At 46.4% G+C, this 16,428-nt stretch carries 16 protein-coding genes; 2 read left to right on the forward strand and 14 right to left on the reverse strand.

Annotation, left to right across the window (positions count from 1 at the left end):
- Positions 1 to 226: 226 nt before the first annotated feature.
- Complete coding sequence (locus PGW99_RS05950) at positions 227 to 1,390, reverse strand: zinc-dependent alcohol dehydrogenase (RefSeq protein ID WP_273779306.1); 1,164 nt, start codon at positions 1,388 to 1,390, stop codon at positions 227 to 229.
- Between the two features lie 448 nt (positions 1,391 to 1,838).
- Positions 1,839 to 2,327 (reverse strand): hypothetical protein, encoded by a 489-nt coding sequence (locus PGW99_RS05955; RefSeq protein ID WP_273779308.1) that lies wholly within the window; start codon positions 2,325 to 2,327, stop codon positions 1,839 to 1,841.
- A 312-nt stretch (positions 2,328 to 2,639) separates the two neighbouring features.
- Here PGW99_RS05955 and PGW99_RS05960 point away from each other — a divergent pair, with 312 nt between their 5' ends.
- Positions 2,640 to 2,882 carry a hypothetical protein gene (locus tag PGW99_RS05960; protein ID WP_273779311.1) on the forward strand — a complete coding sequence of 81 codons (243 nt, stop codon included), beginning with the start codon at positions 2,640 to 2,642 and terminating at the stop codon, positions 2,880 to 2,882.
- A gap of 69 nt (positions 2,883 to 2,951) precedes the next feature.
- Here the strand turns inward: PGW99_RS05960 and PGW99_RS05965 are convergent, their stop codons facing one another.
- The 12 genes from PGW99_RS05965 to paaA all read right to left on the reverse strand — a co-directional run bounded on the left by PGW99_RS05965 (position 2,952) and on the right by paaA (position 14,012).
- Positions 2,952 to 3,581, reverse strand: a complete 630-nt coding sequence (locus PGW99_RS05965) for a gamma carbonic anhydrase family protein (RefSeq protein ID WP_273779312.1) — start codon at positions 3,579 to 3,581, stop codon at positions 2,952 to 2,954.
- A gap of 34 nt (positions 3,582 to 3,615) precedes the next feature.
- Positions 3,616 to 4,557 carry a phenylacetic acid degradation operon negative regulatory protein PaaX gene (gene paaX / locus PGW99_RS05970; protein WP_273779313.1) on the reverse strand — a complete coding sequence of 314 codons (942 nt, stop codon included), beginning with the start codon at positions 4,555 to 4,557 and terminating at the stop codon, positions 3,616 to 3,618.
- Positions 4,558 to 4,622: 65 nt separating this feature from the next.
- Entirely contained in the window at positions 4,623 to 5,915 is a 1,293-nt protein-coding gene (paaK, locus tag PGW99_RS05975) for a phenylacetate--CoA ligase PaaK (RefSeq protein ID WP_273779314.1), read from the reverse strand.
- A gap of 56 nt (positions 5,916 to 5,971) precedes the next feature.
- Positions 5,972 to 7,183 carry a 3-oxoadipyl-CoA thiolase gene (gene pcaF / locus PGW99_RS05980; RefSeq protein WP_273779315.1) on the reverse strand — a complete coding sequence of 404 codons (1,212 nt, stop codon included), beginning with the start codon at positions 7,181 to 7,183 and terminating at the stop codon, positions 5,972 to 5,974.
- 13 nt (positions 7,184 to 7,196) lie between these two features.
- A complete protein-coding gene (locus PGW99_RS05985; RefSeq protein ID WP_273779317.1) occupies positions 7,197 to 8,747 on the reverse strand; it encodes a 3-hydroxyacyl-CoA dehydrogenase in 1,551 nt (516 codons plus the stop codon).
- Between the two features lie 3 nt (positions 8,748 to 8,750).
- A complete protein-coding gene (gene paaG, locus PGW99_RS05990; RefSeq protein ID WP_273779319.1) occupies positions 8,751 to 9,542 on the reverse strand; it encodes a 2-(1,2-epoxy-1,2-dihydrophenyl)acetyl-CoA isomerase PaaG in 792 nt (263 codons plus the stop codon).
- Positions 9,542 to 10,312, reverse strand: coding sequence for an enoyl-CoA hydratase-related protein (locus PGW99_RS05995; protein WP_273779321.1), 771 nt, complete (start codon positions 10,310 to 10,312; stop codon positions 9,542 to 9,544). The genes paaG and PGW99_RS05995 overlap by 1 nt, the downstream gene beginning before the upstream one ends.
- A 26-nt stretch (positions 10,313 to 10,338) precedes the next feature.
- Positions 10,339 to 11,397 (reverse strand): 1,2-phenylacetyl-CoA epoxidase subunit PaaE, encoded by a 1,059-nt coding sequence (gene paaE / locus PGW99_RS06000; RefSeq protein WP_273779323.1) that lies wholly within the window; start codon positions 11,395 to 11,397, stop codon positions 10,339 to 10,341.
- 41 nt (positions 11,398 to 11,438) lie between these two features.
- Positions 11,439 to 11,939 (reverse strand): 1,2-phenylacetyl-CoA epoxidase subunit PaaD, encoded by a 501-nt coding sequence (gene paaD, locus PGW99_RS06005; RefSeq protein WP_273779325.1) that lies wholly within the window; start codon positions 11,937 to 11,939, stop codon positions 11,439 to 11,441.
- A gap of 28 nt (positions 11,940 to 11,967) precedes the next feature.
- Positions 11,968 to 12,723 (reverse strand): 1,2-phenylacetyl-CoA epoxidase subunit PaaC, encoded by a 756-nt coding sequence (gene paaC / locus PGW99_RS06010; RefSeq protein WP_273779326.1) that lies wholly within the window; start codon positions 12,721 to 12,723, stop codon positions 11,968 to 11,970.
- 11 nt (positions 12,724 to 12,734) lie between these two features.
- Positions 12,735 to 13,025 (reverse strand): 1,2-phenylacetyl-CoA epoxidase subunit PaaB, encoded by a 291-nt coding sequence (gene paaB, locus PGW99_RS06015; protein WP_273779327.1) that lies wholly within the window; start codon positions 13,023 to 13,025, stop codon positions 12,735 to 12,737.
- 42 nt (positions 13,026 to 13,067) lie between these two features.
- Positions 13,068 to 14,012 carry a 1,2-phenylacetyl-CoA epoxidase subunit PaaA gene (gene paaA, locus PGW99_RS06020; protein WP_273779329.1) on the reverse strand — a complete coding sequence of 315 codons (945 nt, stop codon included), beginning with the start codon at positions 14,010 to 14,012 and terminating at the stop codon, positions 13,068 to 13,070.
- Positions 14,013 to 14,273: 261 nt separating this feature from the next.
- On the opposite strand from paaA, the gene paaZ reads away from it, so the two are divergent.
- Entirely contained in the window at positions 14,274 to 16,388 is a 2,115-nt protein-coding gene (gene paaZ, locus PGW99_RS06025; RefSeq protein WP_273779330.1) for a phenylacetic acid degradation bifunctional protein PaaZ, read from the forward strand.
- The last annotated feature ends 40 nt before the right edge of the window (positions 16,389 to 16,428 follow it).

Consider the following 16,428-nt stretch of genomic DNA (forward strand, 5'->3'; position numbering starts at 1 on the left):
TAATCAGAATGAGGTAAAGGCAATACACGCTTTCAGTGATAAAAAGTTAAAAGCGTAAACTTGAGTAATTACGGATTAAAAATGGTGAAAAATGATCGTGCGTTCGGATAGACTGTTATAGCTATAAGGCGCATAAATTTTAGAACCCATACTTTTTCGATCAAATTCAGTAACCGTCCAAGTGAAGTTTTGAACGGCTACTTTCCCCCTTAAATTTATTATAAAGTTAAGGAGTTAAAATGACTTTGCGACAGTCCTGTTCGCGCTGATCAAAAATACGATACCCTTCTGCAGCATCCGATAAATTCATGCGGTGAGTAATGATCACTTCTGGAGAAAGGTCCCCATTTTCAATATGTTCTAACAGCTGTGGTAAAAACTGATGCACGTGGGTCTGTCCCATTTTAAACGTGAGACCTTTATCGAAGGCATCACCGAACAGAAAACCATGAATTGGCCCAGCATAGAGCCCGGGAACACTCACAATGCCTCCACGGCGGACTGCAGCAATACATTGTCTTAAGGCAGCGCCACTCGAGCCTTCAATTTTAAGATTCGTCAGTAAGGTTTCAATCACACTACCTTTTGCCTCGAAACCAATCGCATCAATCACAGCATCCACTCCCCGATGACCCGGGCTATGATTAATGATAAATTCGGCAGCATCGACCTGATCAAAGTTTACCGGAATGGCGCCATAGGTATTCCGGGCAAACTCCAAGCGATAATGATTATGATCGACCATAAAAATCATTTCAGCGCCCAACATGCGTGCACAAGCGGCTGAAAGCAACCCCACCGGACCCGCACCATAAATGGCCACACTCGAACCTTTGCCTACATTGGCATTGGTCACGGCTTGCCAAGCAGTCGGCAAGATATCGGTTAGGAATAAGACTTTTTCATCCGGCAGAGAACCCGGCACTTTAAAGGGTCCAACATTGCCTTTAGGCACGCGGACATATTCAGCCTGCCCTCCGGGAACACCACCATACAGATGTGTATAGCCAAATAAGGCAGCCCCCGGTGGAATCTGTTTTTTGTTCAGAATCGCACCACGATCTGGATTAGTATTTTCACATGCAGCCGTTAAATCATGTTCACAGAAGAAACACTGACCACAAGCAATGACAAAAGGAATAATCACCCGATCACCTTTTTGCACCTGAGTGACTTCGGGGCCAACCTCTTCAACAATCCCCATAAATTCGTGACCAAAAATATCCCCTTCCTGAGTCGCAGGCATTTTGCCACGGTAAAGATGCAGGTCTGAACCGCAAATCGCAGTTGCAGTGACGCGTAAAATAACATCATCGGGTGCTTGTATAATTGGATCAGGAACCGACTCGACCCGGACATCTCGGGCGCCGTGATAGGTAAGTGCACGCATAGGTAATTTCCTCTTCTTTATTTTTAAGCGGTCTCAAACGGCACTGTTCCTTATATTCAATCTACAGAAATGGAATGGCTATTTGAGTTGAGGCCGACATCACTTTTACGTTACCTACGGCATGGCATTTAGGGATGTTTTTAAATGTGAAATGAATAGTCTTTGCGTGAGCATCTGTAGACTTGAGGTAGAGCAGTACATAATTTGAAAAATATGGCACCTAAGCATCATGATCAGTAATATCTGATTATCTATTTAGATGACCCAATGGATTTTGAGCGATGAAAGGCTGCGGAGACTTCGGCCAACAAGGTGGCAAGTTACATCAGCAGACTTCTTGTACTCATTGAGGCTTCTTTTCTATCACTGGATATAAAAATAGTTTGAATCTATTCAAGAGCTGCCTCCAGGCAGATACGCCTGAAGGCAGGGTGAAATCTTATTTGCCTTATTCTTGTAATAATTGATTGATTTTTTCTGGCCCGAACCAATTCGGGTTGACTTCTTTATATGGAAAAACTGGTGGGTTTTGTTCTAAGTCTTCTCCCAGAATATCATCTTTTACTGATCCCTCAGACAATGCGTTCAACAAGGCTAAACGGTAAGAGTTCACACTCTTAAAACGTATTTTTAAAGTACTTGAACGTAAATCATCTACATCTTTCACTAACGCACTATTTACGTTACCAGAACTGTTAGAAAATTGTTTGAAATCAATCGGGTTAATTGTTAGAGATACATTACCATGCTCAGTCTGACCAGCACTTAACACAATGTCCAGATCAATGGTATCGATATACAAACCGGCTTTGGTTTGATTTTTGTCTAACTCTGTTTTCATGTTGCTGATGCCTTTACCGATCTGGGTCAATGCATCCTGTACGCTGACTTCATCTTTATTGACCAGACGCTTCGGTGAATTGGGCTGATTAATCAAACTGTTGCAACCCGATAGCAAAGAAATAATCAAAAGGGTCAATATACTTTTACTGTAACGCTGCATTTTTTGGTCTCATTTTTAGCTAAGCCTACAGATTATAATATTGTAAATTGAGCATATAGCCTACTGGACTTATTACTAAATTACGCTCATTCCCTCTATTAGTGAAAACACTTGTCCATATTCACAATTTGTTGATGTTTCATCAACTAATCTGTGCACAAAATCACAAACTGATCTAAACAGGCCCAACTCGCCCCACACGCAGGGTCCTGACTTAAAAATCAAGCGATAGATGTTGGAGTATTCATGAAAAAGTATATCCAAACTGAATTGGGCACTGAAAAACTCTGTCTTGAATGTGGTGAATACTGGCCTTTGGATGAGGAATTTTGGTTTCATCGGCGTAGTAAGGTCAAAAAAGACGGTACCTATAGCACCATTTATTTTCCCGCCTGTAAATGTTGTTATAACGCACGTTACCGTCCGCAGCGCAGCGCATCACAATATCCAATGCGCTCGAGCTACGAAGATTTATGGAGCGTCGCCTGATGCTCAGTTCATGAACAAGTCAATCTCAAAGGTCGGCTTCACCTAAACTTTAGGCTTACCAAGCTCACACTAACCGCTTGCAGGAACTTCATCTTGCACATTAAGTTTAGCTTTAATCACATGCTGTGAATGAAAATGCTGAAAAGTGCGCCGTCCAGCTGTGATTTCGGAATCGGCCTTGACCTCCTGCATGCTGTTCAAACAGCGCTGAGTCAGTTGGATATACTCGTTTGTTCCTTTTTTCTTCCAGTCAATTTCTTTGGCGTCCAAGCTGCGCACGACTTTGGCCGGGCTGCCGAGCAGCAGGACATTTGCTGGAATTTGAGCCTTTGCCTTGACGGTACTATTGGCACCAACAATCGTATTTTCTCCAATTTCGGCCTCATCTAGAATCACACTGTTCATGCCCACCAAGACATTTTTGCGGATCACGCAGCCATGCAGAATCGCGCCATGACCAATATGGCCATATTCTTCGACCAGTGTAATGCTTTTGGGGAAGCCATGAATGATGCAGGAATCCTGTACATTGGCATTTTTCTGGATATGAATACGGCCAAAGTCGGCACGCAGTGAAGCCAGCGGCCCAATGTAGACGCCTTCCTCAATAATGACATCTCCAATCAGCACCGCAGTGGGATGCACATAAGCCTGTGGACTGACCACCGGAATCACACCATCAATTGCATAACATGGCATCGTTTTCTTCCCTGAGTTTTTAGTTTTATTCTAATTAGGCGGTGAGTGCTTCTTGCTTTAAACTACCAAACCGTTTGAAAAATTGTGGATGTGCCGGTGGCATTGCCCCTTCTGACGTGCGGGCGATATCGAGGAAAAATTCATCTGCAACCGCAAAAATCCGCTGATATAAATTACTGCTGAGATTACGGGCATTTAATGACAGCCAGTCTGATGGCAGTAACTCAAAAGGTAAATTTGGATCTTTTAACAGAATTCGGCGATATTGGTGAATCAAGAGAATCCGGATCTGAAACGCCTGTAACGGATCCAGGTCTTCATCATGTTCGACCAGATTAAAAATTTCCCGGAAATCGCGGATAAATTTCTCGTAACGGGCGTGCAATTCTTGTACCGGCCAGTTCACCTCCACCATACGTTTCACCGTTGGATGAGATTCCTGCCATAACTGTAAGGTTTCTGCCTTAAACAGCACCACCTGATCGGTCATTTTGAGATTGAGCAGCAGGTTTTGCAGTTTAAGATGATCACAACCCGGATAGGCCATCAGATTGGTCGAAATGTTGGCAAAGCCCAGCCATTCCAGCTCGCGCTTTAAGATAATCTTGTTCTCCAGTTCGACAGAACTCAGTAGAACCAGATCCCACTTTCCATCCCACTCGGTATGGGTAAAGCTGTAAATTTTCTGATCGGCATGAATAAAACGTTGGCGGCTACTTTCTGTGACGCGGTAATAGCTGGTGCGACCGATTTTTTCGGAAATGAGCCAACCATTCTGTACCAAACGAAATACTGCGGTGCGTACCGAGCGTTCATTAAAGCCGAATACATCCATCAGTTGGATCAGGCTGGCCAGACTGATAATTCCGCCGCGATGAAAAACACTGTCACCGAAAATGGTCATGATGAGTGATGTTCCACTTAATGCTTCATGTTGAATGAAATCATCAATCACTTGTTTTAATTTTGGATTCATCACGTTTCACTTTTACCCTTAAAACTTAAAGGTGATTCATCCCCCGATCAATCACCTTTGCACTTTCATGCGGACTTGCGAATATCAAAGACCCGCTGAGCTTTACCTTCCGAACGTGGCAACGTGCCTTCCGGTAAAATTTCCACACTCACCGTAATCCCGACCATGGTTTTAATTTTGGCTTTCAACTGCTGTGACAGTTGGTGCCCCATCACGTCTGTCATATCTTTACGCATTTCTGTACGAACATGCAATGTATCCAAATGTCCATGTTTACAAATATGAATTTCGTAGTTAGGCACAAGCTGTGGAATATGCAAGATTTGTTCTTCAATCTGCGATGGGAAAACATTGACTCCGCGAATGATCATCATATCATCACTGCGGCCGACGATTTTGTCCATACGACGCATGGAGCGTGCCGTTCCAGGTAACAGGCGAGTTAAATCACGGGTACGGTAACGGATCACCGGCATGCCTTCTTTGGTAATGGTGGTGAAAACCAGCTCACCCAGCTCACCATCTGGCAATACTTCACCAGTTTCCGGATTGATGATTTCAGGATAGAAGTGGTCTTCCCAAATGGTTGGGCCATCTTTGGATTCCAGACACTCCATGGCAACCCCTGGCCCCATGACTTCAGAAAGTCCGTAAATATCCAGCGCGTCGATGCCTAAACGCTCTTCGATCTCTTTACGCATTTCATTGGTCCATGGTTCTGCACCAAAAATACCGGTCTTGATCGAGCAGTCTTTGGCTGTCCCAAATTTCTGCTCTAAGGCTTCAATGATGTTGAGGCAATATGAAGGTGTCACCATCAAGGCGGTTGGTTTGAAATCATGAATCAGTTGCGCTTGACGATCGGTCTGGCCACCTGACATCGGGATCACGGTTGCACCTAAACGCTCGACACCGTAATGCGCGCCCAAACCACCGGTAAACAAACCATAGCCATAAGACACCTGAACGGTATCCTTGTGCGTCAAACCTGCCGCACGCAATGAACGCGCTACCACATCCGACCAGACGTTGATATCCTGTTGCGTATATCCGACTACCGTTGGCTGACCAGTAGTGCCTGATGAGGCATGAACCCGTACAATCTGTTCTTGCGGAACGGCAAACATGCCGAATGGATAGTTGTCACGCAGGTCACTTTTGGTGGTAAATGGAAATTTGACCAAATCATCCAGCGTTTTGAAATCATCTGGATGTACACCGGCCTCATCAAATTTCTTTTTATACACCGGGCTGTTTTGATAAGCGTGTTGTAAGGTCTTTTTCATGCGCTCTAATTGAAGCTGACGTAATTCATCAATTGAAGCCGTTTCGATCTTTTCCATTGCGTTGTTATTCATGTTATTACTCCTTGTACAACCATCCTGGCTGTTATGATTCCAAAATCAGATTTTCCTTATGCGACATTTTCTAGAATGAGCGCGACACCTTGTCCCACACCGACACACATGGTGCACAGCGCATATTTTCCTTGACGGCGTTTTAATTCTTTCATCGCGGTAAGCACTAAACGTGTACCACTCATCCCTAGAGGGTGACCCAGTGCAATGGCACCGCCATTCGGATTGACACGAGCATCGTCATCCTTTAAACCTAAACTGCGCGTCACGGCGAGTGACTGTGCGGCAAAAGCTTCATTGAGTTCAATCACATCCATTTGCTCAAGCGTAAGGCCAGTTTGTTTCAGCACTTTTTCAACCGCTGGCACTGGACCAATACCCATATATTTGGCTTCAACACCGGCACTGGTAATGCCAACCACTTTTGCCAAAGGCTTAAGTGCATGTTGTGCCACAAAATCCTGATTTGCCAACAATACACAGGCGGCACCATCATTCACCCCGGAGGCATTACCGGCGGTGACCGAACCACCTTCTTTACGAAATGGTGCTTTTAGTTTTGCCAAAGTATCCAGTGTGGTATCTGCACGTGGATGTTCATCTTCACAGATCTGAATGATATTTTTCTTACGGTCCAGAATTTCGACCGGCATGATTTCCTGAGCAAGTATCCCGTTCTGCTGGGCTTGCGCAGTTTTTTGCTGGCTGCGGTAAGCAAACAGATCCTGATCTTCACGGCTCACCTGGTACTTTTCCGCCACGTTTTCTGCGGTTTCCGGCATGCTATCAACACCAAAATTCGACTTGAATTTAGGATTAATAAAACGCCAGCCAATAGTGGTATCAAAAATTTCAGGAGCACGACTAAAGGCTGCTGCAGGTTTGGACTGTACAAACGGCGCACGGCTCATGGATTCGACACCACCTGCCAATACAAACTGTGCTTCGCCTGACTTAATGGCACGTGCAGCCAAACCAACAGCGTCCAGCCCCGAAGCACACAAACGGTTGACGGTAATGGCCGGAACACTGTCAGGCAAACCTGCCAACAACGCCGCCATACGTGCCACGTTACGGTTATCTTCACCAGCCTGATTGGCACAGCCAAAGACCACTTCGTCTAATTCATGCCACGGTAAATCCGGGTGTTGCTGTTTGAGATATTGAATGGGTAAAGCAGCCAGATCATCGGCGCGAATACTGCTTAATGCTCCTGCATAACGACCAATCGGGGTACGAATGCCATCGCAAATAAAAACCTGTTCCATGTTGATTGGTCCTTTAGCCAGCCTGGCGATATTGTATTTTGTTTGTGAGTTGCGACTGTCCTAGCGCAACTTTCTGTCTTAAATATAAACTAGGTCGATACTTTTCTTCAGCATAAATATGATACATATTTTCTAAAACTTGTAAAATAGTGTTATAACCAATTTGTGTTGCCCATTCAAATGGACCTTTTGGATAATTCACCCCATATTTCATTGCTAAATCAATATCTTGTTCTGATGCAATACCATGCAATACAGCCTCGCATCCTTCATTGACCAACATGCTGATACTGCGGATAACATACAACCCTGGATGATCTTTAGACCAAATAGGTATCATATTCATACCCTGAAGGAATGCCGTCACCTGCGCCTGATCCTGCGCTGTACAAGCTGGCGAAGCCACCAGTGCGATCGCTTTGGCATTCTCCCAGTTAGCATGCCAATCCATTAACACAATTTTCTGCTGTGGATAGCTTAACTGCACAGATTCACCTTGGGTTAGGCGTAGTACAACCTCACCAATCTGAATCTCATTCTGATCAGCAGCTTGATGCTGGCTTTCCAGCCACTCAGCATGCTGGATCCGTTGAAGCAATCCCGGCTGATTAGACCAGTCACCTTTGATCAGCACCGAGATTTTTTGTTGAAGCGGCTGAACTGCGGGTAACTGATATTGCGCCACAGGGACTTGCGAATCGTAACGGTAAAAACCCTGCCCGCTTTTACGGCCATAACAGCCGGCATCAACCAATTCTTTTTGTACCAAAGACGGACGGTAACGCGGTTCGTAAAAGAACTCCTGATACACACTTTGCGTCACGGAAAAATTGATGTCCTGACCAATCAAGTCAGTGAGTTCACACGGCCCCATGGCAAAACCACCACACTCGCGCATAATAAAATCCAGTTGCTCCGGTGTCGTGACATTTTCCTGCAAGGCGCGAAAAGCTTCCGCATAATACGGACGCGCCACACGATTGACAATAAAACCGGGGGTTGATTTCGCCATCACCGGCACTTTTTTCCAGGCAGTCATAAGCTCGGTTAATCCCTGAGCAATCGCAGGGTCTGTTTTCAAACCGCAAATGATCTCGACCAGTTTCATTACCGGTGCGGGATTGAAGAAATGTAATCCCACCACCCGCTCTGGATGTGGAATTGCCGAAGCAATTGCCGTAATCGAAATGGATGAGGTATTGGACGCTAAAATGGTCTGTTCTGAACAAAGCTCGGCCAATTTTTGGAAGAGCTGCTGTTTGACTTCTTTCTTCTCGACAATTGCTTCAACGATAAGATCACTCTCCGCGAGTTGCTCAATCGTGCTGACAATCGACAAATTTTCCAGGGTACGAACCAGCAATTCTTGGGTCATTTTCCCAGCCTGAACACGTTTGCTCAGCTGGGCTGTCAGTTGTGAAACGGTTGTTTTAGTTTTTTCGACATCGGCGTCAAAAATTTGCGTGGTGTGTCCATGCATGGCGGCCAATTGTGCGATCCCAATTCCCATGGTCCCCGCACCAATCACAGCCACCTTGGCCTGTTGCAAGTTAAGGTGTGACATGGCTTAGCATCCTTTATAATCAGGGGTGCGTTTCTGCATGAAGGCTTGTACACCTTCACGGTAATCATGCGAGCGACCTGCCAGGCGTTGTAAATCACGTTCTAGAATCAACTGATCATCCAGGTTATTGTCCGCTGCGGCATGAATGGCTTTTTTGATCAGAGACAAGCCATAAGTTGGCTGCTTAGCCAAATGTTCACCCATTTTTTCTGCTTCGGCTTTGAGCTGGTCATCTTCCACCACCTGCCAGATCATCCCCAGCTGAAGCGCCTGCTCTGCACTGATCTTGTCACCGAGCATGGCCATTCCCATCGCTTGTGCGCGACCAACCAAACGTGGCAGGAACCAGGTACCGCCAGAATCCGGTACGAGACCCAAGCGGCAAAACGCCTGAATAAAGGAAGCGGATTTTGCCGCCAATACAATGTCACAGGCCAAGGCAATATTGGCACCCGCACCGGCCGCCACGCCATTTACGGCACAAACCACCGGTTTTGGCATTTCAGTAATCAGTTTAATCAGCGGGTTGTAATATTTTTCGATCGACAAACCTAAATCAGGCGCATCGGCATTCGGATCAACCACGCGATCATTCAAATCCTGGCCGGCACAAAAACCGCGACCTTCCGCCGAAATCACCACGGCACGGATATTCTGGTCTTTAGCCCAAGCTTTCAGCACTTTTGAGACTTCCTGATGCATAGTCTCATTAAAACTGTTGAGCTGTTTCGGACGGTTAAAAGTTAAGCAGCCCACCGCATTTTTTTCTTCAACGATAATTGTTTGGTAATCCATTACACACCTCTAAATTCCGGTTTTCTTTTTTCTAAAAAGGCATTGATGCCTTCTTGACGATCTTGCGTTGCAGCCAGCCAGACGAAATGCTGACGTTCAAGCTTCAGGCCCTGACTGAGTGTCACTTCATGAATTGATTTCAATGACTGTTTGATCACTTTGATCGCCAACGGTGCCTGTTTGGCAATCTTAGCCGCCAGTTCAAGCGCATACTGCACGGTCAATCCAGTTGGACAAATCTGACTACTAATGCCGTGTTGTAAGGCCACACGAGCAGGAATCATTTCACCAGTCATGGCCCAGCGCATCGCCAGTTGCTGGCCGACCAGACGTGCAAGACGTTGGGTTCCCCCGGCACCTGGCAGCATGCCCAGGCCAATCTCCGGCAGTGCAAATTGGGCATTTTCACCGCTGATCACGATGTCGCCATGCAGTGCCAGTTCAAAACCGGCCCCAAAGGCATAACCATTTACCGCCATAATCAGGGGCTTGGAAAATTCATCAATACGCTTCCACAGCAAGGGGCGCTGATCCTGCTGGATTGACACCACATCAAGTTGTGCCAGTTCATTCAGGTCGGCACCTGCGGCGAAACACTGCTCGTTGCCAGTAATGACCACGGTTTTTACTGTGACATCGCCATCGAGCTGTGCCAAAGTATCCGCCAACTGTTTAAGCGTGGCATTGTTCAGCGCATTACGTTTTTCCGGCCGGTTTAGCTCAATCAGCACCACACCGTCTTGGGGTGCCGAGGTTTTGATGTAATCCATGACATGATTCCTTGCTGATCCACGTGTTATTCATCAAAACTCAAACGGACATCCGAGCTGACTGGGCGTGACTGACAGCTGAGCACATAGCCTTTTTCAATTTCATCCTGCTCCAGGCTGTAATTGATAGCCATCTCGACTTCACCCTGTAGCACCTTGCATTTACAGGTCGCACATACGCCACCTTTACAGGCATAAGGCAGGTCTGCACCGGCACGTAACGCGGCATCCAGAATACTGTCATCTTGTTTCGAGACTTCTACGACCAGCTCACGGCCATCCAGAATCACATGGACTTTTTCTTCGCTGCGGTTTTCAATCTGTTGTGCGGTTGCTTTTGGCGCTGCACCGGTATTAAAACGCTCCGTATGGATTTTGCTGCGTGCAATTCCCATTTCCGGCAAAACCGTTTCCACGGCTTGCATCATTTCTTCCGGGCCACAGGCAAAACAGTGATCAAAATCCTGATCCAGTAAATCTGCCTGGAACAGTTGCTGCAATTTTTCTGCATCAATACGGCCATTGAATACCGCACTGTCGTTTAATTCACGCGAGAAAATATTGATCAGCTGGAAACGCTCTTTAAAGCGGTCTTTCAAATCCAGAATTTCCTCGGAAAACATGGTCTGCTTCCAGGAACGGTTGCCATACACCAAGGTAAAAATGGCTTCAGGCTGCTGGAACAGCACCGATTTCACGATCGATAGAATTGGCGTAATGCCACTACCTGCCGCAAATCCGAGATAGTTTTTTCCACCCTGTTTTGCGGCTTTCTGGAAAAACACCCCTTGTGGCGGCATCACTTCCAGCACGTCACCGGCTTTTAAGTGTTCATTGGCCCAAGTTGAAAACTGACCGTTTTCAATTTTTTTAATGGCAATACTGAGATCTTCACGCTGATCGCTACAGATCGAATAACAGCGGCGGATTTCACCCTGTTCAGTCAAATGTCGAATGGTGAGATGCTGACCTGGCTGATAGTGAAACGTTGCCTGTTGTTCTTGTTCAACATTAAAGGCAATACAGATCGCCTGCTCGGTTTGCGGACTAATTGATTTAATGGTTAATGGTACAAATTGGCTCATGTGAAAATCCCTCTCTGGCTCGACTATTCGGTTTTTTGCTTTTAGATACATTTGAAATAGTCGAATGGTTCTAGGCAGTCTTGGCATTTGTATAAGGCTTTACATGCGGTCGAACTGAATTCGCTTAATAGTTTGGTGTGCTGGCTCTGACAGTGCGGACACTGGATGCCATCAGTGAGTGCAACATGCGTTCCGCAGCTGTGAGCCTCACCTTTGGGTGGTGCAATGCCATATTGTTGTAACTTGGTTTTTCCAGCTTCGCTCATCCAGTCAGTAGTCCAGGCTTCGGACAGATCCACGACCACTTTGACCGGTGTCAGGCCTTGTGCAGTCAGGGCTTGGGTAATTTCATCCTTAAGCAGGTCTGTCGCGGGACAACCACTGTAGGTTGGCGTAAGTCGCACAATAATCTCGTCGTGCTGATTCAGCTCAACCCCACGAATCATGCCCAGATCAAGTACCGACAGCACCGGAATTTCAGGATCTGATACTTGCTGTAGAACTTCCCAGCATTGATCAACACAGTGTTTGATTAAATTCATGCGACTCACTCCTTGTCGTTACAGCGTATTACCAGATTGCGTTCGGATAGGCGCGCTGCATGTACTGCAAGTCCGCGAGGATGTAACCCAAATGCTCGGTATGCAGCCCCTGTTTCGCGCCACTGCGGTAAGCGCCAGTTTCTGGAACGGTGAGTGCAAAACGCTCTAGCTCGCTTGCGATCTGTGTATCCCACTGTGCTTTTAAGGCTTCAACATCGGGCAAGATGCCTTGCGCTACCAACTGCTTTTCATCCGCCGTTAAGACGAACAATTCTTCGGTAAAGCGCCACAGGTTGTTCAACCCTTTCTGGATTTTCTCGTGTGCTTCTGCAGTTCCCAGGCTGAGACGCTCCATCCAGGCCGTCGAAAAACGCAGGTGATATTTCACTTCTTTGAGAGATTTCACCGCAAATGCAGCCACTTCAGCATGTTGGCTCTGCGTGAGTGCATTCAACAGCAAGGCATTGTGATGATCCATCAACCATTGACGTACGATGGTTTGTGCAAAATCGCCGTTTGGTTGCTCAGCCAATAATAAATTGCGATATTCACGCTCAGTGCGGAAATACGCCAATTTGTCTTCATCACGGCCAAGACCTTCCACCTGACCTGCCAGGCTCAACGCTGTACGCGCTTGCCCCAATAAATCCAGACCAATATTGGCCAAGGCAATATCCAATTCCAGTTCAGGTGCATGGCCGCACCATTCTGCCAGACGATGTGATAAAACCAGCTGGCTATCGCCAATATGCAACAGGAACTGCGCTAATGCTTGATTTGTCATGATCCGTCCCCTTACATGTGCTCAATGCCGTCTGGAATATGGTAGAAGGTTGGATGACGGTAAACCTTGTCCAAAGAAGGATCGAAAAATTCTGATTTTTCATCTGGTTGTGAAGAGGTAATCAGCTCAGATTTCACCACCCAGATGCTGACACCTTCATTACGGCGAGTGTACACATCGCGTGCGTTTTGCAGCGCAATTTCCGCATCCGGCGCACGCAGGCTGCCGACATGGCGGTGGCTTAAACCCTGTTTGCTGCGTACAAATACTTCATATAGTGACCAGTTGTTTTTATTGTCCATGACGTTATCCTTCCCTTTTTTACTCATTTTTAAATGTTGGCGTTAAGCCACTTTTTTATCTTGCTGTTGGGCTTGCTGTTTTTTGGCATAGGCTGCTGCTGAATCACGCACCCATTTACCGCCTTCCCATGCATTACGGCGTGCTTCGATCCGCTCGTGGTTACATGGGCCTTTACCGGCAATCACGTTAAAGAATTCATCCCAGTTCACTGCGCCAAATTCATAATGGCCAGTTTCCTGGTTAAAACGTAAATCTGGATCTGGTACTGTCAGGCCAAGATGCAAAATTTGTGGCACCGTGTTGTCGACAAATTTCTGGCGCAGCTCATCGTTACTGAAACGCTTGATCTTCCAGGCCATGCTTTGTTCACTGTTTGGTGAATTGTCATCACTCGGGCCAAACATCATCAGCGCTGGCCACCAGAAACGGTTCACTGCATCTTGTGCCATCTGTTTTTGTTCCGGTGTCCCTTGTGCCAGTTCCATCATGGCTTCAAAACCTTGACGTTGATGGAAACTCTCTTCTTTACAGATACGCACCATCGCTCGTGCATACGGACCATAAGAAGTACGGCATAACGCCACCTGATTGACGATCGCTGCACCATCGACCAACCAGCCAATCGCAGCAATATCGGCCCAGGTCAAAGTTGGATAGTTAAAGATGGAAGAATATTTCATGCGACCGGCAATCAATTTATCCATCATGTCATCACGGTCTGCCCCCAAGGTTTCTGCCGCACTGTACAGATACAAGGCATGACCCGCTTCATCTTGTACTTTGGCCAATAAAACCGCTTTACGCTTCAAGGTTGGTGCACGGGTAATCCAGTTGCCTTCCGGTAACATCCCGATCACTTCTGAATGAGCATGCTGGCCGATCTGGCGAATCAGGGTCTTGCGGTAAGCCTCTGGCATCCAGTCTTTAGGCTCAATTGAAATGTCTTGTGCGATCGCACGGTCAAAATCTTCCACATGATTTTTCATTTTTTCCTCACTCATCCAAAGTGTTTATGCCTCAAAATTAAAACGATACAAATTTAAAATCAATACATATTTTTTAGTATCAATTAAAAATATTGAATCATTTTATTTAAGATATTGTTTTTTAAAATTTTTATTTTTTATATATTTTTAGAAATGATTTTTTTAGTGCCGACCTGATTGACAATTCGCTTTTTTACACACAAATTATGAAACGTAAAAATTAAAATTAACATGAAAACGTATCATAAAAGGAGTTTTATCATGTTGGAGTTAGAAACAGGCTCAAACACCACTATGGATAGTCAAGGTACAACCCACAGTTCAAGCCATGGTGTCAAAGTGTTAAGCTCACTGGTATGTGGTCAGTCGCATACAGCTCAGCAGGATTTGCGTACGGTTTATCATGCCATCACGGATGAGCCGATTTACCAGGTCAGCAGTCATGGCTTAAATATGCAAGCAGTCGTGGACTATGCCAAACAGCATGGTGCAAACATCGCCTCATGGACCTTCCATCAGCGTGCCAATGCATTGAAACAGGTCGCGCAATATCTGCTTGAACGTAAAGAACAGTATTATGAATTGGCAAAAGCCACTGGCTGTACCCGTAAGGATGCCTGGATTGATATTGAAGGCGGGATCGCGACTCTGTTTGCTTATTCAAGTCTGGTACGTCGTGAATTGAGCGATGAAACCGCCCTGGTTGAAGACAGCTGGATTCCATTATCCAAGTATGGAACTTTTGGTGCCAAACATATTCTAACCGCCAAAGCCGGCGTTGCCGTTCATATCAATGCATTTAACTTCCCGATTTGGGGCATGCTGGAAAAAATCGCACCGACACTTTTGGCCGGTGTCCCGTGCATTGTCAAACCGGCGACCGAAGGCGCTGAGCTCACACACGCAGTGGTTAAAGATATTCATGAGAGTGGTTTCTTGCCTGAGGGTGCCTTACAACTCATCTGTGGTCAGACCTATGATTTATTTAATTATCTAGGGCCACAAGACACAGTTACGTTTACTGGTTCGGCATCAACTGGGCAAAAATTGCGTGCACATCCTCACCTGAACCAATATTCCATTCCGTTTAGTATGGAAGCGGATTCCGTGAATAGCGCCATTCTCACTCCGCAAGCCGATGACGAAACCATTGACCTGTTTGTGCGTGAAGTCTTCCGTGAAATGACCACCAAAGCGGGCCAGAAATGTACCGCAATCCGCCGTGCCTTCGTTCCGGCAGAATTACTGGAAACCGTACAAAGCCGTTTAGTAACCAAATTACAGAAAGTGGTGGTGGGTAATCCTGAATGGGAACAGGTCACCATGGGTGCACTGGCCAGCGTAAAACAAAAACAGGATGTCGCCAGCAAAGTCGAACAGCTGAGCCAAGAAGCAGAAATTGTATTAGGTAGTCATTTACGCCACGATTTCACAATTCAGGCAGACCAAGCCGAACGCGGCGCCTTTTATCCGCCGACCTTACTGGTCTGCAAGCAACCGACGACTGCACAAAATATTCATCAAGTTGAAGCCTTTGGCCCAGTAGCGACCTTGATGCCCTATCAGGATGTACAAGAGTTGGCGGTCTTGGTCGCGCGTGGTGAAGGCAGCTTGGTGGCCTCCATCGTACGCCATCCAGAGGAAAATATTGAAGCGATTATTGCCAAGATTGCACCATGGCACGGACGTCTGCATATTCTCGATGCGAAAAGCGCCAAAGAAAGTACTGGACATGGCTCGCCATTGCCCTATCTGGTGCATGGTGGTCCGGGTCGTGCCGGTGGGGGTGAAGAGCTCGGTGGACTGCGTGCGGTAAAACACTATATGCAACGCACTGCCATTCAAGGTTCTCCAGATGCCCTGACCCAAGTAGGCCATAGCTGGACAGCCGGTTCACAGGTTTTTGAAGATCGCGTGCATCCGTTTAAAAAGTCTTTTGATGAATTGCGCGTTGGTGAACGCCTGCTGACTGCACGCCGAACCATTACCGAATCCGATGTGGTGAATTTTGCCGGTTTGAGTGGTGATTATTTCTACGCCCATATGGACAAGATTGCTGCGGCAGAATCACTGTTTGGTGAGCGCGTCGCGCATGGCTATTTTGTGGTTTCAGCAGCAGCTGGTCTGTTTGTCGATGCAGCGCAAGGTCCGGTGATTGCTAACTATGGTATGGACAACCTGCGCTTCGTTGAACCGGTGAAAATTGGCGATACCATTCAGGTTGAACTCACCTGCAAGCAGAAAACGCCAAAACAGCTGAAAGATCCAACACAAAAACCGCATGGTGTGGTGGTGTGGGACATCAAAGTGAAAAATCAGCATGACCAGTTGGTGGCTACCTACGATATTTTGACACTGGTTGAACGCACAGCTTAACTGAACCCACCTCTAAAAAGGAATCTTTTGATTCCTTTTT

It is taken from the genome of Acinetobacter sp. GSS19 (assembly GCF_028621895.1).
GTDB lineage: Bacteria > Pseudomonadota > Gammaproteobacteria > Pseudomonadales > Moraxellaceae > Acinetobacter.

Bases quoted from the DNA above. Each gene is read 5' to 3' on its own strand.
- PGW99_RS05950 (WP_273779306.1), bottom strand. From the start codon at position 1,390: ATGCGTGCACTTACCTATCACGGCGCCCGAGATGTCCGGGTCGAGTCG.
- PGW99_RS05960 (WP_273779311.1), top strand. From the start codon at position 2,640: ATGAAAAAGTATATCCAAACTGAATTGGGCACTGAAAAACTCTGTCTT.
- PGW99_RS05965 (WP_273779312.1), bottom strand. From the start codon at position 3,581: ATGCCATGTTATGCAATTGATGGTGTGATTCCGGTGGTCAGTCCACAG.
- paaX (WP_273779313.1), bottom strand. From the start codon at position 4,557: ATGAATCCAAAATTAAAACAAGTGATTGATGATTTCATTCAACATGAA.
- paaK (WP_273779314.1), bottom strand. From the start codon at position 5,915: ATGAATAACAACGCAATGGAAAAGATCGAAACGGCTTCAATTGATGAA.
- pcaF (WP_273779315.1), bottom strand. From the start codon at position 7,183: ATGGAACAGGTTTTTATTTGCGATGGCATTCGTACCCCGATTGGTCGT.
- PGW99_RS05985 (WP_273779317.1), bottom strand. From the start codon at position 8,747: ATGTCACACCTTAACTTGCAACAGGCCAAGGTGGCTGTGATTGGTGCG.
- paaG (WP_273779319.1), bottom strand. From the start codon at position 9,542: ATGGATTACCAAACAATTATCGTTGAAGAAAAAAATGCGGTGGGCTGC.
- PGW99_RS05995 (WP_273779321.1), bottom strand. From the start codon at position 10,312: ATGGATTACATCAAAACCTCGGCACCCCAAGACGGTGTGGTGCTGATT.
- paaE (WP_273779323.1), bottom strand. From the start codon at position 11,397: ATGAGCCAATTTGTACCATTAACCATTAAATCAATTAGTCCGCAAACC.
- paaD (WP_273779325.1), bottom strand. From the start codon at position 11,939: ATGAATTTAATCAAACACTGTGTTGATCAATGCTGGGAAGTTCTACAG.
- paaC (WP_273779326.1), bottom strand. From the start codon at position 12,723: ATGACAAATCAAGCATTAGCGCAGTTCCTGTTGCATATTGGCGATAGC.
- paaB (WP_273779327.1), bottom strand. From the start codon at position 13,025: ATGGACAATAAAAACAACTGGTCACTATATGAAGTATTTGTACGCAGC.
- paaA (WP_273779329.1), bottom strand. From the start codon at position 14,012: ATGAAAAATCATGTGGAAGATTTTGACCGTGCGATCGCACAAGACATT.
- paaZ (WP_273779330.1), top strand. From the start codon at position 14,274: ATGTTGGAGTTAGAAACAGGCTCAAACACCACTATGGATAGTCAAGGT.